Origin of the sequence: Kitasatospora sp. NPDC091207 (genome assembly GCF_044768625.1) — a bacterium.
Lineage (GTDB): Bacteria > Actinomycetota > Actinomycetes > Streptomycetales > Streptomycetaceae > Kitasatospora.
In genome coordinates this window covers 671920-695005 of record NZ_JBIVVS010000001.1, presented here as the reverse complement: position 1 = coordinate 695005, position 23086 = coordinate 671920, and the positions used below count along the sequence as shown (strand labels likewise).

General features: G+C 75.4%; 21 protein-coding genes. 4 read left to right on the top strand and 17 right to left on the bottom strand.

Annotation, left to right across the window (positions count from 1 at the left end; genetic code table 11):
- Window positions 1-134: 134 nt before the first annotated feature.
- Entirely contained in the window at window positions 135-1439 is a 1305-nt protein-coding gene (locus tag ACIQTO_RS03095; RefSeq protein ID WP_402382077.1) for a DUF5667 domain-containing protein, read from the top strand.
- 172 nt (window positions 1440-1611) lie between these two features.
- On the opposite strand, the gene ACIQTO_RS03090 is transcribed toward ACIQTO_RS03095, so the two are convergent.
- The 6 genes from ACIQTO_RS03090 to ACIQTO_RS03065 form a co-directional block, all read right to left on the bottom strand.
- Window positions 1612-2622 carry a lysophospholipid acyltransferase family protein gene (locus tag ACIQTO_RS03090; protein WP_402382075.1) on the bottom strand — a complete coding sequence of 337 codons (1011 nt, stop codon included), beginning with the start codon at window positions 2620-2622 and terminating at the stop codon, window positions 1612-1614.
- A 7-nt stretch (window positions 2623-2629) separates the two neighbouring features.
- Complete coding sequence (locus tag ACIQTO_RS03085) at window positions 2630-3724, bottom strand: NAD-dependent epimerase/dehydratase family protein (protein ID WP_402382730.1); 1095 nt, start codon at window positions 3722-3724, stop codon at window positions 2630-2632.
- Window positions 3725-3873: 149 nt separating this feature from the next.
- Window positions 3874-3972, bottom strand: a complete 99-nt coding sequence (locus ACIQTO_RS03080) for a 30S ribosomal protein bS22 (RefSeq protein ID WP_003948845.1) — start codon at window positions 3970-3972, stop codon at window positions 3874-3876.
- A gap of 190 nt (window positions 3973-4162) precedes the next feature.
- The gene (locus ACIQTO_RS03075; protein ID WP_148644250.1) at window positions 4163-4372 is read right to left on the bottom strand and encodes a helix-turn-helix domain-containing protein; all 210 of its coding nucleotides are present in this window, start codon (window positions 4370-4372) and stop codon (window positions 4163-4165) included.
- Window positions 4373-4598: 226 nt separating this feature from the next.
- Entirely contained in the window at window positions 4599-5795 is a 1197-nt protein-coding gene (locus ACIQTO_RS03070; protein WP_402382072.1) for an acetoin utilization protein AcuC, read from the bottom strand.
- Window positions 5796-5870: 75 nt separating this feature from the next.
- Window positions 5871-6224 carry an HGxxPAAW family protein gene (locus tag ACIQTO_RS03065; protein WP_402382069.1) on the bottom strand — a complete coding sequence of 118 codons (354 nt, stop codon included), beginning with the start codon at window positions 6222-6224 and terminating at the stop codon, window positions 5871-5873.
- Window positions 6225-6353: 129 nt separating this feature from the next.
- Here ACIQTO_RS03065 and ACIQTO_RS03060 point away from each other — a divergent pair, with 129 nt between their 5' ends.
- The gene (locus tag ACIQTO_RS03060; protein ID WP_402382066.1) at window positions 6354-6833 is read left to right on the top strand and encodes a MarR family transcriptional regulator; all 480 of its coding nucleotides are present in this window, start codon (window positions 6354-6356) and stop codon (window positions 6831-6833) included.
- A gap of 43 nt (window positions 6834-6876) precedes the next feature.
- On the opposite strand, the gene ACIQTO_RS03055 is transcribed toward ACIQTO_RS03060, so the two are convergent.
- The 3 genes from ACIQTO_RS03055 to proC form a co-directional block, all read right to left on the bottom strand.
- Window positions 6877-8082 (bottom strand): MFS transporter, encoded by a 1206-nt coding sequence (locus ACIQTO_RS03055; RefSeq protein WP_402382063.1) that lies wholly within the window; start codon window positions 8080-8082, stop codon window positions 6877-6879.
- Window positions 8083-8205: 123 nt separating this feature from the next.
- A complete protein-coding gene (locus ACIQTO_RS03050; protein WP_402382060.1) occupies window positions 8206-8859 on the bottom strand; it encodes an HAD family hydrolase in 654 nt (217 codons plus the stop codon).
- A 22-nt stretch (window positions 8860-8881) separates the two neighbouring features.
- Window positions 8882-9709, bottom strand: coding sequence for a pyrroline-5-carboxylate reductase (proC, locus tag ACIQTO_RS03045; protein ID WP_402382057.1), 828 nt, complete (start codon window positions 9707-9709; stop codon window positions 8882-8884).
- Window positions 9710-9886: 177 nt separating this feature from the next.
- Here proC and ACIQTO_RS03040 point away from each other — a divergent pair, with 177 nt between their 5' ends.
- Window positions 9887-10336: a hypothetical protein gene (locus ACIQTO_RS03040; RefSeq protein WP_402382055.1), complete on the top strand. Its 450-nt coding sequence runs from the start codon at window positions 9887-9889 to the stop codon at window positions 10334-10336.
- A gap of 112 nt (window positions 10337-10448) precedes the next feature.
- Complete coding sequence (locus ACIQTO_RS03035) at window positions 10449-11723, top strand: hypothetical protein (protein ID WP_402382053.1); 1275 nt, start codon at window positions 10449-10451, stop codon at window positions 11721-11723.
- Window positions 11724-11738: 15 nt separating this feature from the next.
- Here the strand turns inward: ACIQTO_RS03035 and ACIQTO_RS03030 are convergent, their stop codons facing one another.
- From ACIQTO_RS03030 to ACIQTO_RS02995, 8 genes are all read right to left on the bottom strand, one after another.
- Window positions 11739-12266: a hypothetical protein gene (locus ACIQTO_RS03030; RefSeq protein WP_402382051.1), complete on the bottom strand. Its 528-nt coding sequence runs from the start codon at window positions 12264-12266 to the stop codon at window positions 11739-11741.
- Window positions 12267-12349: 83 nt separating this feature from the next.
- Complete coding sequence (ilvD, locus tag ACIQTO_RS03025) at window positions 12350-14194, bottom strand: dihydroxy-acid dehydratase (RefSeq protein ID WP_402382048.1); 1845 nt, start codon at window positions 14192-14194, stop codon at window positions 12350-12352.
- Between the two features lie 118 nt (window positions 14195-14312).
- Window positions 14313-15092: a class I SAM-dependent methyltransferase gene (locus tag ACIQTO_RS03020; RefSeq protein ID WP_402382045.1), complete on the bottom strand. Its 780-nt coding sequence runs from the start codon at window positions 15090-15092 to the stop codon at window positions 14313-14315.
- Window positions 15093-15120: 28 nt separating this feature from the next.
- On the bottom strand, window positions 15121-15924 hold the full coding sequence (locus tag ACIQTO_RS03015) for a sugar phosphate isomerase/epimerase family protein (RefSeq protein WP_402382727.1): 804 nt from the start codon (window positions 15922-15924) through the stop codon (window positions 15121-15123).
- Between the two features lie 638 nt (window positions 15925-16562).
- Window positions 16563-17525 carry a Ppx/GppA family phosphatase gene (locus ACIQTO_RS03010; protein ID WP_402382042.1) on the bottom strand — a complete coding sequence of 321 codons (963 nt, stop codon included), beginning with the start codon at window positions 17523-17525 and terminating at the stop codon, window positions 16563-16565.
- Window positions 17526-17678: 153 nt separating this feature from the next.
- Entirely contained in the window at window positions 17679-18539 is an 861-nt protein-coding gene (locus ACIQTO_RS03005; protein ID WP_402382039.1) for a glycerophosphodiester phosphodiesterase, read from the bottom strand.
- A gap of 220 nt (window positions 18540-18759) precedes the next feature.
- The gene (locus tag ACIQTO_RS03000) at window positions 18760-20064 is read right to left on the bottom strand and encodes an SUKH-4 family immunity protein (RefSeq protein WP_402382037.1); all 1305 of its coding nucleotides are present in this window, start codon (window positions 20062-20064) and stop codon (window positions 18760-18762) included.
- Window positions 20065-20131: 67 nt separating this feature from the next.
- On the bottom strand, window positions 20132-23071 hold the full coding sequence (locus ACIQTO_RS02995; protein ID WP_402382034.1) for a toxin glutamine deamidase domain-containing protein: 2940 nt from the start codon (window positions 23069-23071) through the stop codon (window positions 20132-20134).
- Window positions 23072-23086: the final 15 nt, after the last annotated feature.

The window sequence follows — 23086 nt, the reverse complement described above, 5'->3', positions numbered from 1 at the left end:
GCCAGCGTGCAAGCCTCCACCAGGCGTACGGTCAAGTCGAATTGCGACCTCTCACCCGATGGAGTGGCTTTGGCCCGCCGAGGCAACCGTCCGGCAGGCCGGGGTGTCGACAACGACGAAGGGAGGTGTGGCCCGTGACGGCAAACGTGCTGGAGCACCGGCGGGTGAAGGCCTTCGCCGAGGCGCTGGAGGCCCACCAGGCAGAGGAACGCGGCGCCGCCAGTGCCGGAACGGCCAACACCGCTTCCACCGGCGCAGGTTCGGCCGCGATGGCGGAGCTGGTCGGCATGGCCGGCGCACTCGGCGCGCTGCCCGGCCCGGCGCTGGAGCAGGAGGTCCGAACCGTCCAACGCGCCCAGCTGATGGCCGCGTTCGAGCAGGCATTCGCCGGTGGACCGGGCGCCGCGGTGCCCCGCCAGCGCGGGCACCGGGCGGTCCGGAGCGCTCCGCGCGGCCGCTGGAGCCGCCGGTTCGCGATCGGCGGCCTGGTCGCCGGGCTCGCCGTCGGCAGCCTCGCCGGCGCGGCCGCCGCGAGCGCCAACGCCCTCCCCGGGGACACGCTGTACGGCATGAAGCGCGGCCTGGAAGGCCTCCGGCTGGACCTCGCGGGCTCCGACAGCGAGCGCGGCGAGTTGCTGCTGGACAACGCCGCCACCCGGCTCGGCGAGGCCAAGAGCCTGGTCGGCCGGACGGACTCGGCCGGCTCGCTCAGCCCGGGCACCGTCGACCAGGTCCGCAGGGCGCTGGACGACATGCACGCCGACGCCCTCAAGGGCCGCGACCTGCTGCGCTCGGTCTACCGCAGCAACGGCTCGCTGGACCCGATGCGCGCCCTGGCGGGCTTCGCCCAGGACGAGGACGGCCACTGGAGCGAGCTGCAGGGCCGGCTGCCCGTCCAGCTGACCTCCCAGGCGCACCTGGTGGACCAGCTGTTCGACGACATAAGCGAGGACGTCGCGCCCCTGCGACTGGTCCAGGCCCCCGCCAAGAGCGGTGGACCGGCCGGCAGCGGGGCGGGCGGCGGAGCGGGCAGCCCGGCCAACGGCGCCTCCCCGGCCGACACCCCGGCCGTCGGCGGCGACGCCGCACCGGGCGCCGGGCCGGCCAAGGGCGGCGGCGCGGGCAGCGCGAACGGCGGCAAGGCCGGCACCACCGAGCGGGCGCCGTCCGCCGGGGCCAGTACGCCCGGCACCGTCGGCGGCGGCGCGCCCAGCAGCGCGCCGAGCAACGCGGCGGACGCGGTCGGCGGGCTGGTCGACAACCTCACCAGCGGGCTGACCGGCCCGAAGCCCTCGCCGAGCGCGGACCCGGCTCCGGACCAGGCGGCCCCGCGGCCGTCCGGCTCGCCCAGCGCCGCTCCCGACGCCGCACCGCAGGGCGTCGAGGTGCCGCCGCTGATCCCCGGACTGCTGCCCGGTCTGCGGATCCTCGGCGGCTGAGCCGACCGGACGGACGGCCGCCGCGGCATTCCGGTGGTCCGGCAGTCCGGCGAAGGAGGGGCCCGGCGGATCCGCCGGGCCCCTTCCGGCGCTGCCGGGCCCGCCCGCGAGGGCTCGGCCCGGCCGCGCCGGAAGGGGCCTCAGGCGATCCCGAGCGGCCTCGGAAGAACCCTCAGAAGAACACCGAACGCCGCTGCACCAGCAGCTTGTAGAGGGTGTGCTGGATGGTCTCCCGCACCTCGTCGGCGAGGTCGAAGACCAGCATCGGGTCGTCCGCCGCCTCCACCGGGTACCCGTCGGTGGCGATCGGCTCGCCGAACTGGATGGTCCACTTGGTCGGCAGCGGCACCGCCCCGAGCGGCCCGAGCCACGGGAAGGTCGGCGTGACCGGCACGTACGGCAGCCCCAGCAGCCGGGCCAGCGTCCGGAAGTTGCCGATCATCGGGTAGGTCTCCTCCGCCCCGACGATCGCGCAGGGGACGATCGGCACCCGGGCCCGCAGCGCCGAGGAGACGAAGCCGCCGCGCCCGAACCGCTGCAGCTTGTAGCGCTCCGAGAAGGGCTTGCCGATGCCCTTGAAGCCCTCCGGCCAGACCCCGACCAGCTCGCCGCGCTCCAGCAGCGCCCGGGCGTCCTCGTTGCAGGCCAGCGTGTGGCCGGCCTTGCGGGCCAGCTCGTTGATACCGGGCAGGACGAACACCAGGTCGGCCGCGAGCATCCGCAGGAAGCGCCCGCTCGGGTGGTGGTCGTGGATGGCGACCTGGGTCATCAGGGCGTCCAGCGGGATCGTCCCGGAGTGGTTGGCGACGATCAGCGCGCCGCCCTCGGCCGGGATGTTCTCGATGCCGCGCACCTCGACCCGGAAGTACTTCTCGGCGAGCGGGCGCAGCAGCGAGAGCAGCACCTCCTCGGTGAGCTCACGGTCGAAGCCGAACTCGTCCACCTCGTAGTCGCCGGTGATCCGGCGGCGCAGGAAGGCGAGGCCCTCGGCGGCCCGGCCCTCCCAGCCCTTGCCGAACAGCCGGGTGGCGGTCGGGCCGAGCCGCCCGGCCAGCGCCCCGCCGACGGCGTCGGCGAGCTGGTCGGCCAGGCCGGCGGGCCGGTCGGGCTCGCTCCAGCTCGGCGCGGACTCGATCGGGATGACCTTGGCCTCGCCCGGCGCGTTCTCGGCAGCGGCACTCATCGCGGGTTCAGCTCCTGGGTGGACTCGGGTGCGAACGGGCGGCCGGCGCGTACTCCGGCCCGAGCAGCGCGGCCAGTCCGTCGGTGACGGCGGCGAGCCGCGCGGGCGGCAGCAGGCCGGCGGACTGGGCGGCGGCGAAGTCGGCGAAGGCCTCCGGGGTGGTGAACGCCGGCCGGTACCCGAAGGTCTCGCGCAGCCGGGTGGTGTCCACGACCCGGCCGTGGGTGAGCAGCCGCAGCTGCTCGGGCGAGAAGTCGACCATCCTGGTCTGCCGGGCCAGCGCCGCCATCCAGCTGATCGCGGGCAGCAGCAGCGGCAGGGTCGGCCGGCCGAGCCGACGGGCGCACTGGGAGAGCAGCAGGACGCCCTCCCCGGCCACGTTGAAGGTGCCGGTGTTGGCGGTGCCCGGCTCCGGGGGCAGCGCCGCCCGGCACAGCACGGCGAGGACGTCGTCCTCGTGGGCGAACTGCAGCCGGGGGTCGTACCCGAGGACGGTGGGCAGCACCGGCAGCGCGAGGTACTCGCAGAGCGGGGTGTCGGCGGCGGGGCCGACGATGTTGGCGAACCGCAGCACGGTCACCGCGACGTCGGGGCGGCGCCGGGCGAAGCCGCGGACGTACCCCTCGACCTCCACCGCGTCCTTGGCGAAGCCGCCGCCCGGCAGGTTCTTGGGCTGGGTCCGCTCGGTGAACACGGCCGGGTCGCGCGGTGCCGAGCCGTAGACACCGGTGGTCGACTTCACCACCAGGCGGCGCACTCCGGGTGCCTTCTGGCAGGCGCCGAGCAGCTGCATGGTGCCGATGACATTGGACTCCTTGACCGCGGAGCGGTTCGTGGAGCCCAGCCCGGTGGCACTGACGGCGAGGTGCACGACGGTGTCGACCCGGTGCTCGGCGATCACCCGGGCGACCGCCGGACGGCGCAGGTCCAGCTGCTGGAAGCGGTACGGGGCGGCGGGGCCGTCCGGCTCCTCGACGAGGTGCCGGGGCGGCTGCACGTCCACGCCGACCACCAGGTCGACGCCGGGCCGGCGGCGGATCTCCGCGACGAACCGGGCACCGAGGTGGCGGGCCACGCCGGTGACGAGCACGACCATGCCCACGGTGCTGCACCCCATTCCTCGGCCTGATACGGCCCTGCGTGCACCGTACCGCGCTGCCCCGGCGGGCCGTGAAACGACACCGCCCGCCCGGACCACGAGGGTCCGGGCGGGCGGTGGAAGCACCGGGCGCGCAAAGGCGCGGCGGGCGCTTACTTCTTGTTGCGACGCTGCACGCGGGTCCGCTTCAGAAGCTTGCGGTGCTTCTTCTTGGCCATACGCTTGCGACGCTTCTTGATGACAGAGCCCACGGAACAACCCTCGCTCACTGAGACTCCCGTCCGTGAGAGACGGAGTCCATACGACTGACGGAGGGCCTAAGCCTACCGTCCGCGCGGCCAGGGCCGTAATCGTGCTCTCCGGACCGGGAAACTCGCGGGAAATCTCCGGCAAACGAGCGCGGGGTCCACCGGCTGTGAACCCCGCCCCCGTCAGCCCGTCCTACGCGCTTTCGAGCCGCACGTAGGACTCCTTGAGGTACTCGTGCACCGCCTGCTGGGGCACCCGGAAGGACCGACCGACCCGGATGGCCGGCAGTTCTCCGCTGTGCACCAACCGGTACACCGTCATCTTGGACACCCGCATGACCGCGGCCACCTCTGCCACGGTCAGGAAGACGACTTCCTGCAGGGGGCGTTCGCCGGAACTCATGACCATCACCCGACCCTTACCCGTGTGCAAGGCACCGGCTTCCCCTCCGGTGACTCCACCGGCACACGTGTATCCCCAGAGTAGTTAGGGGTGGTACCAGTGGGAAGAGGGGGAAGCCCAGTCCTCGTACGGTGAGAGATAGTCCTGTTGCAGTACGTAGTCACTCGGCGATCTGTAGCAGTGGCCGTGCGCACCGCCGTGCGCCTCCACAACCGGGAGCCGGGATTCAGGGCAGCAGGCCGTGGTGCGGCAGGACGGCGCGGCGGGTGGCCAGGATCGCCTGGTCGAGACGGTCGGCCGGATCGTATCCCGCGTCGAAGTCCCGCCAGACCGGCCGGGCGCCGTCGGTCATCCGCAGCGGGGCCGGGCGGCGGGTGCGCCGGTAGACCTCGGCGCGCCAGGACTCCGGCGTCTCGGTGGCCGGATCGACGGGCCGCCCGGCGGCGGTGGCGACGAGATGGGTCCAGGTCCGCGGGACGACGTCCACGACGGCGTACCCGCCGCCGCCCAGGGCGATCCAGCGGCCGTCGGCGTGCTCGTGGGCCAGGGCGTGCAGTTCCTCGGCGATCAGCCGCTGGGCGTCCACGGTGACGGCGAGGTGGGCGAGCGGGTCCTCCACGTGGGTGTCCGCGCCGTGCTGGGTGACCAGGACCTGCGGGCGGAAGGCGGCCAGCAGCTCGGGCACCACGGCGTGGAAGGCGCGCAGCCAGCCGGAGTCGCCGGTGCCGGCGGGCAGCGGCAGGTTGACCGCGGAGCCGGGCGCGGCCGGGCCCCCGGTCTCGGTGGCCCAGCCGGTCTGCGGGAAGAGCGTGGCGGGGTGCTCGTGCAGCGACACGGTGAGCACCCGGGGGTCGTCCCAGAAGGCCTGCTGGACGCCGTCGCCGTGGTGGACGTCCACATCGACGTAGGCGACCCGCTCGGCGCCGAGTTCGAGCAGCCGGGCGATGGCCAGCGCGGGGTCGTTGTAGATGCAGAAGCCGGACGCCCGGCCGGGCATCGCGTGGTGCAGCCCGCCGGCGAAGTTGACGGCGTGCGGGGCCTCGCCGCGCCAGACGGCCTCGGCGGCGGCGACCGACTGCCCGGCGATCAGCGCGGAGGCGGAGTGCAGGGCGGGGAAGGCCCAGTTGTCGTCGGTGCCGAGCCCGTGCCGCCGGTCCACCTCGTCGGGGTGGGCGGCGGCGTGCTTGACCGCCTCGACGTACCCGCGGGTGTGCACCAGCCGCAGGGTGGAGTCGCCGGCGGGCGGCGCGGACCGGACGGTGACGCCCGGCCCGGAGTTCAGCCCGAGGGACTCCACCAGGCGCATGGTGAGCGCCAGCCGGTCCGGGTCCATCGGGTGGCCGGGACCAAAGTCGTAGGCGGTGACCGCCTCGTCCCAGAAGAGGTGCAGGCCGCAGGGGGTGTCACGCTCGGCTTCGGGCATGGCGTCCACGGTAGTGCGTGCGTGCGGCGCGACAGCCGCCAGGTCGCGTCCGGCGTCGGTTCCGCGGCCGGACGGCTAGGTCCTGGTGGGCCGGGCGGCCGGGCGGGGCGCGGTGGCGGTGGCGGCACCGGTGCGGCCCGCCAGGCGGCAGCCGAGGCAGTCGCCGTGACCGCCCCGGGCGGCGGCGTCGCGGGTGCGCCAGTACCGGTGGCCGGCCGGGCGCGGTCCGGTGGCCTTGCCCCAGCCCGCGAGGTGCAGCAGCCACGCGGCGAGCGCGCCGGCCGCGACGACGGCGAGGCCGCCCCGGATCCCGGCGGCCGAGCCCGCCGCGAAGGCCACGCCGGCCAGGGCGCTGCCGGCGATCGCGAGCGCCGCGCCCGTCCAGCCGGCGACGGTGTGGCCCATGTCGTGCTCGTCGTGTGCGCCCATGTCTCCCTCTTTGGTGTGATGGGGGCTTCGGTGTGATGGGGTTCGCGAACGGCCGGCCGCGGGATGGCGGCGGTCGTACCGATGGTTTATCTCGCGAGCTAAGTAACTTAGATGCTAAGGAGATTTCCCGTGGAGGGCAAGCCGCGCCCGCAGGCGACGACCGAGCAGGCGCAGTACGCGATGGACCGGATGATCGCCCTCGCCCAGTTCGGGCAGCAGGACATCGCCGCCCGGCTAGGGCTCAACGTCACCGACCTCACCTGCCTCGGCTTCGTCATCGAGGCGGCCATGGCCGGGGAACCGCTCGCCGCCGGCGACCTCGCCGAGCGGGCGCAGCTCACCACCGGCGCGGTGACGGGCGTGCTCAACCGGCTGGAGAAGACCGGGTACGCCCGCCGGGAGGCCGACCCCGCCGACCGGCGCCGGGTGCGGGTGGTGATGGAGGACTCCGCGCAGGCGCGCGTCCTCCAGGTCTACGGCCCGATGCACGAGCGGCTCGGCCACCTGTTCGCCGACTACACCCCGGACGAGATCGCCGTGCTGGCGGACTGGTTCACCCGCGCGAAGGCCCTGATGCGGGAGTCGCTGGACGAGATCCGCGAAGGCTGAGCGCCGGGCGGGCGCCGGGGCCGGCCGAGCGCCGGGGCCGGTGTCAGGCCCGCGCCGGGACGAGCGCCGGGGCCGGGGCGAACCGGTCGGCCAGCGGCAGGACGGCGAGCACCAGGAGCATCGGGGCGAGCAGCGCCCAGCGGTACGAACTCGCGTCCGCGATCGCGCCCACCAGCGGCGAACCGATCAGGAAACCCACGTAGTTGAAGAGGTTGAGCCGGGCCACGGCGGCGTCCGAGTCGGCCGGCATGAGCCGCCCACCGGCCGCGAACACCTGGGGGATGATCGCGCAGATCCCGAAGCCGAGCACGGTGAACCCGGCGATCCCGGCCCAGGCGCCGGGCGCGGCGGCGGCGATCGCGAAACCCAGCGCGGCCAGCGCGGCGCCGCCGCGGACCACCGGGACGGCGCCCCAGCGCTGCACCGCGCGGTCGCCCAGCGCACGGCCGAGCAGCATCGCCACCATGTAGCCGAGGTAGGAGAGCTTGGCGACGTCCTCGGGACTGCCCAGACCGTCGGTCAGGTACTTGACGCTGTAGTTGGAGACCGAGGCGTCCGCGATGTACGCGAACGCCATCGCCAGGCAGAGCGGTAGCAGCGGCCGCCACGGGACGACCCGGGCCGCCGCCTCGGCGGCCTCCCGGACGGCGTCGCCGAGTTCGGCCGGTCCGGCGAACCACCTGCCGGCCAGCACCGCGAGCGGGGCGATCACCGCGGCGGCCGTCCCGAACAGCACGGGCAGGCCGAGGTGGTAGTGCGAACCGAGGCCGGTGACGACCGTCCCGAGGATGCCGCCGAGGCTGAACGCGGCATGGAAGCCGAGCATGATCGAGCGGCCGTAGCGGCGCTGCAGGCCGACCCCGAGCATGTTCATACTGGCGTCCAGCGCCCCGACCAACAGGCCGAACGCGCCGAGCGCGAGCGCCAGTTGCCAGAGCGTGCGGCCGAACCCCGCGCCGGCCAGGCTGAGGCAGACGGCGGGCTGGACGACCCGCAGCACCGCCCGGGCGCCGGTCCGCCGCACCAACTGCTCGGAGACGATCGACCCCACCCCGGCCAGGATCGGCACGGCGGCCAGGAAGACCGGCAGCAGCGCGTCGCTCAGCCCGTACCGGTCCTGGATCTCGGGGATGCAGGTGACCAACAGGGCGAAGGTGACGCCCTGCAGCAGGAAGCTCGCCGCGAGCGCGGCCCTGCCCGCCCGCAGCCGTGGCGGTGTCCCGGTACTGGGCGCTGTCCCGATACTCACGCACACCCCGCTACTGGCCGGTACGACGATGTTGGCGAGAGCGTAGGGGGTGAGGCGGCTTTTGGGGAGGGGGTGCGCAGCCGGGGTTGGTCGCCCCTGCGGCGGCCGGCCCCCGCCCCGGCCCTACCCGAGCAGCGCGGCGGCCTCGGCGAGGTCCCCGATCAGACCGGTGGCGCCCGCCGCCGTCAGCCGCGCCGGGTCGGTGAGCGCGGTGTAGCCGTACACGTCCATCCCGGCGGCCCGGGCGGCCAGCACGCCGTTGACGCTGTCCTCCAGCACCAGGCAGCGGGCCGGGTCGACGCCGAGGGTGCGGGCGGCGTGCTGGAAGAGGTCGGGCGCCGGCTTGCCGACGCCGACGTCCTGCGCGCTGAAGATCCGCTCCTCGGGGAAGTGCCCGCGCAGACCGGTGACGTCGAGGGCGGTGCGGATCCACTCGTGGTGCGCCGAGGAGGCCAGGCAGAACGGCACGGAGCGCTGCCCGAGCTCCTTCAGCAGCGTCTCCGCGCCCCGCACGGCGGTGAGTTCGGCCCCGAACGCGGCGAACACCCGGGCGTGGAACAGCTCGTCGAAGCCCTCCGGGAGCCTCGCGCCGTCGTGGCGCTCGGCGATCACGTCGTGGATCCGGTGGGCCGCGGTGCCCATGAAGTCCCGGTAGGAGTCCTCGATCGTGGTCGGGTAGCCGAGTTCGGTGAGGTACTCGGCGAGCAGCCGGTTGGAGAGCGGCTCGCTGTCCACCAGCACACCGTCGTTGTCGAAGATCACCAGGTCGTAGGCCATGCGGTCGAGCCTACTGGGCGGCCTACTTGCCGCCGGAGGCCAGCTCCCGCGAACGGTCCCGGGCCGCCTCCAGGGCGCCCAGCAGCGCGGCCCGCACCCCGTGGTTCTCCAGCTCGCGGATGGCCGCGATGGTGGTGCCGGCCGGCGAGGTGACCGCCTCGCGCAGCTTCACCGGGTGCTCGCCGGAGTCCCGCAGCATCACCGAGGCGCCGATCGCGGACTGCACGATCAGGTCGTGCGCCACCTGCCGGGGCAGGCCGAGCAGGATGCCGGCGTCCGTCATCGCCTCGACCAGGAAGTAGAAGTACGCCGGGCCCGAGCCGGAGAGCGCGGTCGCCGCGTCCTGCTGGGACTCGGGCAGTCGCAGCGCCCTGCCGACCGAACGGAAGATCTCCTCGGCCCGCTCCAGGTGCGCCTCGGTGGCGTGCGAGCCGCCGGAGATCACGCTCATGCCCTCGTCCACCAGGACGGGCGTGTTGGGCATCACCCGGACCACCGGGGTGCCGGCCGCCAGCCGCTCCTCGAACCAGGCGGTGGGGATGCCGGCCGCGGCCGAGATCACCAGCCGGTCCGCGCCGACGTGCGGCGCCAGCTCGTCCAGCAGGGTCCCCATGTCCTGCGGCTTCACCGCGAGGATCAGGGTGTCGGCGAGCTTGGCGGCCTCGTGGTTGCCCACCACGCCGACGCCGTACTTCGCGGCCAGCTCGGCGGCCCGCTCCGGCCGGCGGGCGGTCACCAGGACGTCCGCCGGGTCCTTCCCGGCCCGCAGCAGACCGGAGAGCAGGGCCTCCCCGATCTTGCCCGTCCCGAGGAAGGCGATCTTCTGCCCGTGCGCCGCGCCGCTGCCCATGCCCGCTCCTTGCATCCGTTCCTGCCGCCATCCTCGCACCGCTCCCCCGCCCGCGACGGGACCGTCCACCCTCCGGAAGGCCCACGGCCGGCCGCCCGCCGGGCGCGGTGGGCCCTAGGGAGAAACTCGGGGTTCTCCCCTATGGCTTCGGGCGGTGCGCAGGCGCACCGTGGAGGCATGGCACACGGAGAGATGTCCCGACGTGAGAACCGGCAAGCCGCCGTCGCCGCCGCGACGCTGGGGCCGTGGCGAACGGCCGCGGGAGTCGGTGCGGTGGTGGGGGCGACCGCCCTGGGGATCGACGCGATCACCGGTGACTGGTCGCTGAGCATGCTGGCCGGTCCGGCCGGCTGGGCGCTGTTCTTCTTCTTCCTGGTCGGCACGGTGGGCGGCCAACTGCGCAGGGACACCGCCGACCGGCGGCTGCGCCGGTGGGCGGCCGCGCACCCGTGGAAGTCGGCGCTGCCGGCGGCGGGCGGGCTGCTGGTGCTGAACACGCTGGCGCAGACGATCCTCGGGGACGCGAGCCTGTTCGGCGCGTTCTTCCTGTCGCTGCTGCCGGCCGGCCTGCTGCTGGCCGTCGCCGGCGTGGTCGGCTCGGTGAAGCGGGCCCGCGGCAAGGGGTGACGGCCCGTCCGGTCCGGACAAACAGGACCGATCGGCGCACACCGCACACGAGTTCACCCCATGGTGCGCCCCCGATCGACGGGCCGTCACACCCCGTCGGCATACTGGCGCGATGCCGATAGCCGAAGATCCAGAACCGCGCCCGTCCGAGGACCGGGCCCCGGACGGGGCGGACCCGTCCGGAGCGGACGGGAAGGACCCGTTCGCCGACCTCGTCCTGGACGAGGAGTTCATCCGCGGCGCCACCGTGAAGGAGCAGGCGGGTCGCACCCGGATGCTCAGCGCCCGGTGGCAGCACACCCCACCGGTCGACCCGGGCGGGCGGCGGTCGGTGAACGACGGCCCGGGGAAGGCCAAGCGGTTCGGCCGGACACCGAAGCCGGTCGACCCCTGGGGCAGCTCCCGCCCGCGCCGCCGGCCCGAGTGGCGGACACCGCTGTACGTGCTGCTGACCGTCGCGGTGCTGCTCGCCGCGCTCAACATCGACGGCCTGCGCTCCTGGTACTCCACGCGCTTCGGCGACGCCTCCGACCGGCCCGGCAGCGCGCAGCCCGTCGCGAAGCCGTCCGCCACCCTCCGGCCGACCGTCGACCACCCGTGGGCCGACTCCCCCGCCGAGAGCTGGGCCTCCGGAGCGGCCGGGATCGAGCTGCCGAAGGATCCGCAGGCCACCGGCACGTTCAGCGCGGAGCAGGTGGCGGCGCAGCTGAACCTGGTCCGGGACTACGTGGCGGCGGCCAACCTGGACCCGAAGCTGGTCGCGGGCGGCAGCCCGGACGCCGCGCTGGCGATGCTGGACACCGTGTCGCGCGGCACCGCCTCGCGGTCGCTGGCCCACCCGTCGCCCGTCGACGACCCCAGCTCGTGGTTCACCCGGTTCGACCCCCTCGAAGCGATCCCGGTGTCCGCCGAGGTCAAGGTGCGGGGCTGGATCAGCTACGAGGCCGACGGTGAGAACGGCGTGCGGATGAAGACCGACATCACCTACGTGTACGCGCTGCGCCCCGGTCCGGAGGCGGCCCGGCGGGCCGCGTCGCCGCGCCCCGCCACAGGTCTGCCCGCGGCCGTGCAGCCGGTGGGCCTCGTGACGCCCGTCGCCGACGTGGCCGGGGACACCTGGACGACCCGGACCATCGTCCGGCGCAGCGACACCTTCCGCTTCCACGATCCGGCGAAGTACCGCGTCGATCCGAAGAAGGTCTCCGCCGAGCTGACCGTGCCCAGCTTCGGCAACAGCGCCTGCGGCGTCAACGACGGCTTCCTGCACCCGGAGTTCGACCAGTTCCCGCCGGTCCGGCCGAACCCGACCGGACCGACCCGGGACCCGTACGACCGCGACAAGGCCCTGGAGGGCCAGGGCACCTGCAACGTGATCAGCCGGAGCTGACCGCCCCGCGGCGGCTCAGCGCTTGCGCTTGTCCCGGCCCGGCGCCTTGGCACCGGGCCGGCCGCTGCGGCCGCTCTGGCGCCGCCCGTACCGAGCGGTGGCCCGCTCGTACCGGGCGCGCTTGACGGCCTCGCCGGGCGCCTCGACGAGGCCGCGCAGGAAGTAGGCGAACAGCGCGCCGACCCCGCCGATGATCCAGACCACGCCGAGCGACTTGTCCTCGGCCATCCAGCCGGTCAGCTGGTCCTTGCCCTCGCTCAGCAGCTTCCAGTTGCGCAGCCCGGCCAGGCAGGAGCAGACCGCCACGGCGGCGACCAGCAGGCCGTTGACGAAGCCGCCGTTGTCGGAGAGCCGGACGCCCTCGACGGCGAAGCGCAGGACGAACGCCCCGGCCGCGGCCGCGAGCAGGGCGCCGAGCGGCACGACGACCCGGCGCAGCCGGTAGTCGGTGCCGCGGCCGACCCAGCTGGTGCCGAACCAGCGGATCGGTTCCGGCTCGGGGGCGCCGGCGGGCTTGGGGGCGGGGGTGGGGTCCTCGGTCACACGGCCGATTATCACCCGACGGCGCCCGAACGCGGAGGAGCCGTCCCACCGGGCGGGACGGCTCCTCGGAGTGGCGCGGGGTGTCAGCCGAGCTTGGAGACGTCCCGGACGGCGCCCTTGTCGGCGGAGGTGGCCATCGCGGCGTAGGCGCGCAGCGCCTGGCTCACCTGGCGGACGCGGCTCTTCGGGCGGTAGCCGCCCTCGGCCTCCAGCTTCAGCCGGCGCTCGTGCAGCTCCTCGAAGGAGACCTCCAGCGAGATCGTCCGGCCGGGGATGTCGATGGCGATGATGTCGCCGTCCTCGACCAGGGCGATCGTGCCGCCGGAGGCGGCCTCCGGGGAGGCGTGGCCGATCGACAGGCCCGAGGTGCCGCCGGAGAAGCGGCCGTCGGTGACCAGGGCGCAGGCCTTGCCGAGGCCCCGGCCCTTGAGGAACGAGGTCGGGTAGAGCATCTCCTGCATGCCGGGGCCGCCCTTGGGGCCCTCGTAGCGGATGACGACGACGTCGCCCTCCTTGACCCGCTTGGTGAGGATGGCGTCGACCGCGTCCTCCTGGGACTCCAGCACCACGGCGGGTCCGCTGAAGGTCCAGATCGACTCGTCGACGCCGGCCGTCTTCACGATGCAGCCGTCCTCGGCCAGGTTGCCGTAGAGCACCGCCAGCCCGCCCTCGACCGAGTAGGCGTGCTCGACGCTGCGGATGCAGCCGCCGGCGGCGTCGGTGTCCAGGGTGTCCCAGCGCTCGGACTGCGAGAAGGCGGTCGCGGAGCGGACGCAGCCGGGGGCCGCGTGGAACAGCTCGACGGCCTCGGGGGACGGGGAGCCGCCGCGGATGTCCCAGGTCTTCAGCCACTCGGCGAGCGAGTCGGAGTGCACGGTGTGCACGTCCTCGTTCAGCAGCCCGCCGCGGTAGAGCTCACCGAGGATGGCGGGGACGCCGCCGGCCCGGTGGACGTCCTCCATGTAGTACGTGCCGTTGGGCGCGACCTTGGACAGGCACGGGACGCGGCGCGAGATGGCGTCGATGGCCCGCATGTCGAAGTCCACCTCGGCCTCCTGGGCGGCGGCCAGCAGGTGCAGGATCGTGTTGGTGGAGCCGCCCATCGCGATGTCCAGCGCCATCGCGTTCTCGAACGCGGCGCGGGTGGCGATGTTGCGCGGCAGGACCGAGTCGTCGTCCTGGTGGTAGTGCCGCTTGGTGATCTCCACGATGTTCCGGCCGGCGTCCTCGTAGAGGGCCTTGCGGGCGGTGTGGGTGGCGAGCACCGAGCCGTTGGCGGGCAGCGAGAGGCCGATCGCCTCGGTGAGGCAGTTCATCGAGTTGGCGGTGAACATGCCCGAGCAGGACCCGCAGGTCGGGCAGGCGTTCTCCTCGATGATCGCGATGTCCTCGTCCGAGACGTTCTCGTTGACGGCGTCGGAGATCGCGTTGACCAGGTCGAGCTTGCGGACGGTGCCGTCCACCAGCACGGCCTGGCCGGCCTCCATCGGGCCGCCGGAGACGAACACGGTGGGGATGTTGAGGCGCAGGGCGGCCATCAGCATGCCGGGGGTGATCTTGTCGCAGTTGGAGATGCAGATCAGCGCGTCCGCGCAGTGCGCGTTGACCATGTACTCGACCGAGTCGGCGATCAGGTCGCGCGAGGGGAGGGAGTAGAGCATGCCCGCGTGGCCCATCGCGATGCCGTCGTCCACCGCGATGGTGTTGAACTCGCGCGGGATGCCGCCGGCCGCCTGGATGGCCTCGGAGACGATCCGGCCGACCGGCTGCAGGTGGGTGTGGCCCGGCACGAACTCGGTGAAGGAGTTGGCGACCGCGATGATCGGCTTGCCGAAGTCCTCGCGGGCTACGCCGGCGGCCCGGAGAAGCGCCCGGGCGCCTGCCATGTTGCGACCGTGGGTGACCGTACGGGACTTCAGCTCGGGCACTGTGCTCCACTCCTTCGGAGGCTGCTCGCGGCCCCGCCGGGAGGGAGGGTGCGCGGCCGCTGTGTCTTCCGAGACTACGCCCGCCGTCCGGCGGGCGGACACCGCGTCCGCCATGCGGTCAGGCCGCGCCGCCCGGGGTGCGCGCCACGGTGAGGCGCAGGACGTAGGGCTCCGTCAGCCGGCCGTCGGGGAACTCCGCGAGCAGCGCGGCCCGCTCGTCGGCGAGGACGGCGGCCCGCGGCCCGGGGTCGAGGGAGGCCAGGTAGGAGCGGGAGGTGAGGTCCTTGATCAGCTGGTCGACGGTGATCTCCCGCTCCCAGCGCAGCACGGCGGAGGCGACGTCGAGACCGGCCTCGGCGAAGTGTCCGGCGTGGTGGTCGATCATGCCGTAGCCGTGGTAGCGGCCGGGCAGGGCGGCGGCCATCCGCTCGCCGAGGGCGCGGACCCACGGCACGGTCTCGTCCTTCACGTTCCACCAGGCCGCGATGGCGCCGCCGGGCCGCAGGACCCGGACCGCCTCCGGGATCGCGAGCTCGGGGTGGACCCAGTGGAAGGCCTGGGCGTAGGTGATGACGTCGGCGCTGCGGTCGTGGAAGGGAAGCTCGTCGCCGCTGCCACGGACCAGCGGGATGCCCGGTGAGGAGGCCAGGAACTGCTCGCCCATGCCGGGGCTCGGCTCGACGGCGACCACCTCGGCACCGCGGCCGGCCAGCAGCCGGGTGGCGATGCCGGTGCCTGCGCCGACGTCCAGCACCCGGGCGCCCTTGAGGCCGCGGCCGGCCAGCCGCTCCAGCTCGTCGAACAGCCGGTCGGGATAGCCGGGACGCCCCTGCTCGTACTCGGCGGCCACCGCGCCGAACGAGGTGGCGGCCACCCGGTAGTCCGCATCATCCGTCATGTCTCCCCCTCCGCACGGCAGTTCGTGATCAGCGTACCCGGGCGGGGGTGGCCAGGTGGAGACGGGTGAAGGCGAGCGCCTCGGCGAGATCGGCCTCGCGTTCGGCGGGGGAAGCGGAGCGCCGGGTGTTGACCTCCAGCACCACGTGGCCGTCGAAGCCGGTCCGGGCGAGGTGCTCCAGCAGTTCGGCGCAGGGCTGCTTGCCCCGGCCCGGGATCAGGTGCTCGTCCTTGCCCGAGCCGCTGCCGTCGGCCAGGTGGATGTGGGCGAGCCGGTCGCCCATCCGCTCGACCATCGCGAGGGCGTCGATCCGGGAGGTGGCGGCGTGCGAGAGGTCGATGGTGAAGTGCCGGTACTCCTCCTCGGTGACGTCCCAGCCGGGGGCGTAGGCCAGCATCTCGCGATCGCGGTAGCGCCAGGGGTACATGTTCTCGACGGCGAAGCGGACGTCGGTCTCACCGGCCATCCGGTTGACGCCCTCGACGAACTCGCGGGCGTACTGGCGCTGCCAGCGGAACGGCGGGTGGACGACGACGGCGCTCGCGCCGAGCTTCTCGGCCGCCGCGCGGGCCCGGACCAGCTTGGTCCACGGGTCGCTGGTCCAGACCCGCTGGGTGATCAGCAGGCAGGGCGCGTGCACGGCCAGGATCGGCATCCGGTGCGCGTCGGAGAGCCGGCGCAGCGCCTCGATGTCCTGGCTCACCGGGTCGTTCCAGACCATCACCTCGACGCCGTCGTAGCCGAGCTTCTCGGCCAGTTCGAACGCGATGGCGGTGTTGGCCGGGTAGACCGAGGCGGTGGAGAGCGCCACCTTGGTGTCGGGGATGTGCAGGCCGGGGTGCGGCGGCAGGACGAGACGGTCGGTGGTGCGCAGCAGCGGGGCCGGGCGGCCGGCGGCCTGCCGGGCGGCCTTGACGGACTTCACCGACTGGACGGCGGCCTTGGCGGCGCCGGCGGCCCGCGCGGTCCGGGTCTCCCGGGACGTCCCTTCGGCGGGTGCGGTGCCGGGGGCCTGCCCGGCCGTCCTCCCCACGGACTTCCCTGCCGTCTTCCCTGCCGTCTTCCCTGCCGACTTCTCAGCCGTCTTCTTCACGGCCTTTCGCACGGCCTTCGTCGCCGCCTTCTGTACCGCGCCGCCGGTGGTCTTCCCGGCTGCCCGGGGGGTCTTCGCCGCGGTCGTCGCCTTGGCCGCCGCGGCGCTCTTCCCGGCCTTGCCGAGCTTGCGGGTGCGGGGGGCGTCAGCGGCCTCGCCGGCCCCGGCCGGCCCGCCGTCGGCGGCCGCGGGTGACCGGTCCGTGCGGCGCGGGGCGTCCGACCGCGGCTGCCCGTCCCCGGGAGCGCGGCCCTCCCGCGTCCCGTCCTCGCCCGCTGGTTGCGCCACGGGAGACAGCGTAAGCGGACCGCGCCCGGAACGGGGAGCGGCCCTCCCGGTGCGGCCGGGCCGGACCGCCCTCGGCCCCGGACCGGGCCTCAGGTGGCGAGCGCGGGCCGGCGGCGGTCGACCGCGCCGTCCATGGTGTCCAGACGGCGCAGGATGATGCCCTCGCGCAGCGCCCACGGACAGACGTCGAGCTCGTCCAGGCCGAAGAGGTCCATCGCGGCGTCGGCGACCAGGGCGCCGGCCAGCAGCTGCTTGGCACGGCCCTCGGAGACACCGGGGATCTGCGCCCGTTCGGCGACGGTCATCGCGGAGAGCCGGGGCAGCCAGGCGGAGAGGTTGCTGCGGGTCAGCCGGCGGTCGGCGTAGGGGCCGGCGTCGGCGGGGGCGGCGCCGGTCATCCGGGCCAGTTGCTTGAAGGTCTTGGAGGTGGCGACCGCGTGGTCGGGGGCGCCGAGCCGGGCGATCTCGCCGGCGACGGTGGCGATCTCGGCCCGGATGTGGCGTCTGAGCTCGCGCAGGCCGTCCGGGTCGGCCACGTCGCCGGGCAGCCAGCGGCCGGTGAGCCGGCCGGCGCCGAGCGGCAGCGAGCAGGCGACGTCGGGCTGCTCGTCCAGACCGCAGGCGATCTCCAGCGAGCCGCCGCCGATGTCCAGGTTGAGCAGCCGGCCGGAGGACCAGCCGAACCAGCGGCGGACGGCGAGGAAGGTGAGCCGCGCCTCGTCCTGCCCGGAGAGCACCCGCAGTTCGACGCCGGTCTCCTCGGCGACCCGGCGCAGCACCTCCTCGCCGTTGGCGGCCTCCCGGACGGCGGAGGTGGCGAACGGCAGGATGTCGACCACGCCCTTGTCCTCGGCAACCCGCAGCGAGGAGGCGACCATGCCGACCAGCTTCGCCACTCCGGGCTCGCTTATCGCGCCCCGGTCGTCGAGGAGTTCGGCGAGCCGCAGCTCGGCCTTGTGGGAGTAGGCGGGCACCGGGGCGGCCCCGGGGTGGGCGTCCACCACGAGGAAGTGGACCGTGTTGGAACCTACGTCGAGAACACCGAGTCGCATAACTCTCCACGCTACGCGATCCCGCCTCGCCGCAGACCTGGCACGTCGGTATTCGTGCTGGTCCGGCCGCCCGGTCCGGCGGGGTTGGTCCGGACCACCGGCGGTGGTCCGGACCTGTCCGGCCGACCGGCCCCGGGGATTGTCGGACGACCCCTAATGTCCGCGGGTGTCGGGCGGGGCGGCCGGGCGGCCGGTGCGGCAGTCGGCGTCGGCCCAGCGGCGGGCCCGGCCGGGGGCGTCGGTGATCAGGCCGTCGGCGTCCCGGTCGCTCATCAGCTGCCAGGACTCCTCGTCGTCCAGGGTCCAGACGTAGACCTCGCGACCGGCCGCGCGCTCGGTCGCGATCCGGGCGGCGGTGGCCAGCGTCGCGTCCAGCGCGATGCCGTACAGCGGCAGGCCGCCGGGGTCGTCGGCGAGCGAGGCGCCCTGGATGAGGACGACCGGCAGGGCGGGGGCGACCGCGTGGGCCTGGCGCAGGTGCTCGGCGGAGAACGAGTAGAGGAAGACCCGGGCGCCGCTGCCGGCCGCGAGCCGGGCGATCCGGGCCACGTCCTCGGCGCGCTGCCACTTGATCTCCATCAGCAGCCTGACGCGGCTGCCCGCGAGTCGCTTCAGCAGCTGGTCCAGCGTCGGCACGGGCTCGGCCGGTCCGGGGCCGACGGTCACCCGCAGGCCGGCGAGCTGAGCGGCGGTCAACTCGGCGACGGCGCCCTTGCCGTCGGTGGTGCGGTCCACGGTGGCGTCGTGCATCAGCACCGGAACGCCGTCCCGGGTGGTCTGGACGTCGGTCTCCAGCCAGTCGGCGCCCTGGTCGAGGGCCTTCTCGAAGGAGGCCATGGTGTTCTCGGGGGCGTCGAGCGGTGATCCCCGGTGGCCGATCACCACCGGTGCGTCGCAGGCCTGCCGGGCGGCGACCGGGCCGGCCCGGAGTCCGGGTGCGGAGGCGCAGCCGGCGGCCAGGACCGCGAGGGCGGCGAGGACGGCCGCGTGGGCGGCGCGGGGCGAGGCGGTCACGGCTCGGGCTCCAGCTCTGGTTCGGACGCCGGGAGGGTGCGACGCCCGGCAGGGTACGGGCGCCCGGAGATCTTCGACCGGACGGCGTGGGACCGGCAACCCGGTCCGGCCACCCGGTCGGCGCGCCGGTTCCCCTCAGCCTGCGCCCGCCGCCCGGTGCGCCCCGGCCGCGGCGCACCGCGGGTCACCCGGACGCCCGCCCGGTGCGACCGGCCCGCCGTCACAGCAGACCGTCCCACAGTTGCTCGACGATGACGGCCCACCAGTTCTCCGGGTCGTCGAACACCGTCGGGTCGATCGCCGCCAGGCCGCGCTGCAGGTCGGCGACGGCGGCGCCGGCGGCCCGCGGGTCGAGCCCGGGGAGGCCGGGCAGCCGGCGGGCGAACAGTGCCAGGCTGCGGACGAAGGCCGCCGGCCCGGCGTTGCAGTGCCGGGCGGTGGCGTAGTCGGGGTCGACGGCCCGGACGGCGCCGCAGGCGGTGTCCAACGTGATCAGTGCCCAGCCGTCGGTGCCGAGCAGCAACTGCGGGGCCAGCGCGAGGCGTTCCCGCTCGGCCACCCGGGTGCCGCGGCCGGTGTCCGCCAGGTGGGCGGCGGCGGAGGGCAGCACCGCACCGGGCCGGGTGCCGTCGGCGATGGCGTCCGGCCGCGGGTGGTGCAGCGCGAAGAACCCCTCGACCGCGACCGGCACGCCGACCGTGCGCAGCACCCGGGCGGTGGCCTCCGGCAGGTCCGCCCGGGCGACGTCGGCCGGGTCGAAGCGCTGGACGCCTCCAACGCCGAACTCCTCCACCAGCAGGGCCGCCAGCTCCCCGTCCGGTTCGGCGGCCGGGGCCGGTTCGGCGCGCGGGAAGGGCACCCGGTTGCGGACCGGTCGGCCGGGCTCGGCCGGCAACGCGCGGACGGCCGCCGCCCGGTGGTCGAAGCGCGGCCCGTACGCCAGGTCGAATTCCACCCGGACCGTCGGCAGCTCGGCGGCCAGCGCGTACGCCCAGTAGCCGCCGGGCAGGGCGCTCAGCCGCAGATCGGTGTGGACGGCCAGCACGTCCTCCGCCCGGACGCCCCGCTCGCGCAGCCACCACCAGCCGCGCAGCGCCGGGTGCGGCAGGCCGGGCGCCGACCGCAGCACCAGGGACCGCACCTCGCCGAGGTCGTCGCGATAGGTCAGCTCGGCCCGGGTGCCCGGCCCGGTGGCCGGCGGCAGGGCCGGGTCGTGGGCGCCGGCCCCGAGGAAGTCCCGGTAGAGCGCGGTCACTTCGTCCACCGGTACGGACGGCCAGACGGTGAACCGCCCGGTCGCCCGGTCCACCACGGCGCAGGCCGCCCCGACCTCCTCGGGCGCGCGCCGCTCCCCCGTCAGCGGGTCCACCCCGGCCGGTGAGGGCTCCGCCCAGACCACCCAGCCGAGGTCGAACTCGTGCGAGTGCACCCGCCGGCTCCCGGTCGAGGCGTCGGCGGAGGCTCTCGGCAGCTCGCCGTTGATCCAGCGGTGGGCGGCCTCGATCGCCTGCGCGCGGGTGGTCACAGGGTGGTGCTCCTTGCGTGGACGCGGTCGGGGTACGGCAGGTGATCGGGGTGCGGCGGGCGGGGTGTCACCGGGCGCCGCTCGTCGCGGGTTCGGGGCGGCGGGCGGCGAGGTCGAGCGGGCGGCCGTCCGGATCGAGGGCGATGGCCCAGAGGCCGTGGGCCCCGTCGTGCAGGGGCTCGGCCCCCCGACGGCCGACCTGGTGGTCGAGGTAGGTCACGGTGTCCCGGTGGTTGACGGCGTTCCAGGCGTGCGGGCGGCCGAAGCCGTCCAGGGTGAGCAGGACGGCCTGCGAGCCGTGACCGGCCCGCCGCAGTTCGCCGGCCAGGCGGCCGAAGGCCGGCCCGCCGTCGCCGAGGTCACGGAAGGGCGCGCCGAGTTCGCGCTCGGCGCGGTCGCGGCCGCCGCGCTCCCCGGCGTCGCCCTCGGTGGGGATGCGCGGCGCGGCGCAGGTCGGCCGGCCGGTGAAGGTGTCGACGGCGGAGAGCGCGACCTCCAGGCTGTTGTTGGCCCGGCCCGGGGCCTGCGGGCCGACGGCGTTGACGACCTCCGTCCAGCCGCCGGCCGCCGGGTCGGGGTGGCGCACGGGTAGGCCGTCGCCGTCCCGGGGCACCCGGCGTTCGACCTCGCGCTGGTGCTCGGGGTCGACCGGGGCCAGCCCGCCGGGCAGGCCGTACGGGCGGCTGTCGGCGATGGTCCGCGGCCGGACCTGGTACTCCTCGGGACCGCCGCCGAGCAGGGCCCTCCGGGCGAGCTGGAGCGCCATGGCGTGCGCGGTGGCGACCGGGACGGCGGCCCAGGCGGGACCGTGCCCGCCCTCGGCCGGGGAGCCGTCGGGGCGGCGCCGGTGGTCGTCCGGGTGGTCTTCGGGGCGGCCGGTGCCGACGGGCAGCGGGACCGCCGGCTGCGGGACGGGCAGCGGGACGGGGTGCGGGGTGCCGGTGGCCCCCCGCGGGCCGCCGGCGCCGAGACCCGCGCCGGCACCCGGCCGGGCCTCGGCCGGGGTGTGCTGCCCGGGGGCGGCGCTGCCGGGCACCCCGGGCGTGCCCGGCGCACCGGCCACCGGGGCACCGGCCACCGGGGCACCCGGGCCGGGGACGACGACCGGGCCGGCGGGCCCGGCCGGGACGGCCGCACCGGGGTGGGCCGTCCCGGCCGGCGCACCGGCGCCGACCCCGCTGCCGAACGGCGCCGGCCCGTGCCCGGCCGCCACCGGACCGCCGTAGGAGCTGCCGGGGGGACCCGCGTACGGGCCCGGACCGGTCGGCCCGGCCGCCACCGGCACGCTGTACGGGCCGCCGTAGGAGCTGCCGTACGGACTGCCCTGGGCGGCGCCGCCGCCGGACGGCCCGTCCGGCGCCGACGGGTAGTGCGCGGGTGCGGCCGGACCGGACGGGGCGGGCGGCGCGAGCACCGAGTCGGTCCGTACGGTGACGGGCGCGCCGCCGCCCCCGAGGTGCGCGGCCGCGGCCGCGGGCGGCAGGTGGTAGTCGTCGTCGGCCGGGCCACCGGAGCCGGCCGGGCCACCGCCGCCGCCACCACCGCCACCGGGGTGTGCCGGGGACGCCGGGGCCGCCGGACGGCCCGCGCCGTCCGGGTGGCCGACCGGTGCCCAGTCACCGCCACCACCGCCACCGCCGCCACCGGCCGCCGACCCGGCCCGCACCGGCCCGCCGCCGGACACGTCCGCCTCCGGGCGGCCCGCCGGACCGTCCGGCCGGGGGTGCCCGTCGGAATCCGGGCCGGCCATGACGACCACGCCGTCCGGCCCGACCCCGGGGACACCGGCCCCGGGCCCACCGGGCGCCCCGGGCACACCCGGCAGCACGGCGCCCGGCCCGTCCGCGAGCGGGCCGCCCGGCTTGCCGTCCAGCCCGTGGCCGTTCCGGCCGCCGCCCGCCGCGAGGTCGGTCAGCGGTACGCCGCGGACCTCTTTGCCGTCCGGGTCGGTCAGCACCGGCCGGCCGTCCTTGCCGAGCACCGGCCACCCCTGCTCGTCCAGCTTCACGGCGAGGTCCTCGACCCCGACCAGGGGCTTGCCGTCCGGCCCCGGGACGACGAGCAGCCCGCTCGCGTCCGCCACCGGCGTGCCGTCCGCCCGGACGATGACCGGGTCACCGTGCTCGTCCAGCACCGGCCGGCCGGCCTCGTCGAGCTTGACCGCCAGACCCGGCACCCCGACCACCGGCCTGCCGTCCTGGCCCAGCACCACCGCCAGGCCGGTGCCGTCCGCGCCCAGCACGCCCGGCTCGGCGAGCGCGGCGGGCAGCCCGGCGGCGACCGGGTCGAACACACCGCCGGTGAACGACGCCGGCCGCACCCGCGGGCCGCCGCCCGGCGCGAGGCGCAGCAGCGCGACCACGGCGGGTTCCTTGAGCGTGCCGTTCAGCCCGTCCTTCATGGCCCGGCCGAGTTCGTCCAGCAGACCGCCGATCTTCAGCCCGGCGCTCTCGACCGCGACCGCCGCCATGGCCTCGGCGACCTGCTCGGTGGCGGCGTCCCGCACACCGCCGGCCACCGTGCCGAGGGTCTGCCGCAGACCGCCGAAGACCCCGCCGGGCGCCGCCCCGCCGGTGCGGGTGGCGGTGGCGACCTCGGCCGCCGCCGCCTTGGCCCGGACCGCCTGTTCGTCGGCCTTCTTCAGTTCGGCCGCCAGCTCGGTCAGGGTGGCGACGAGCTCGGCCTTGCAGCTGTCCACGGCCCGGGCGGCCGTGTCGAAGGCGCCGGCCACCAGGGTGGTGGCGGTGTGCGCGTCGTCCAGGTGGCCCGTGCCGCCGCCGCTGAACGCCCGCCAGTACTCGCCGAAGGCCTCCACCGCACGGCCGGAGTTCTCCCCGGTGACGCGCTTGGCGGAGTCCCCGCCGCGCTTGCCGAGGCGCTCGGCCTCGGTGCCGAAGTCGCGCCAGAGGCCGGCCGCCCTGCGCAGCCCGTCCTCGTCGGCCTGCGGCCACCGGTGGCCGGTCCTGGCCAGCACCGGTGCCAGCTCCTCGGGCAGCTTCCGGGACATGCGCTTCCCCCTTCG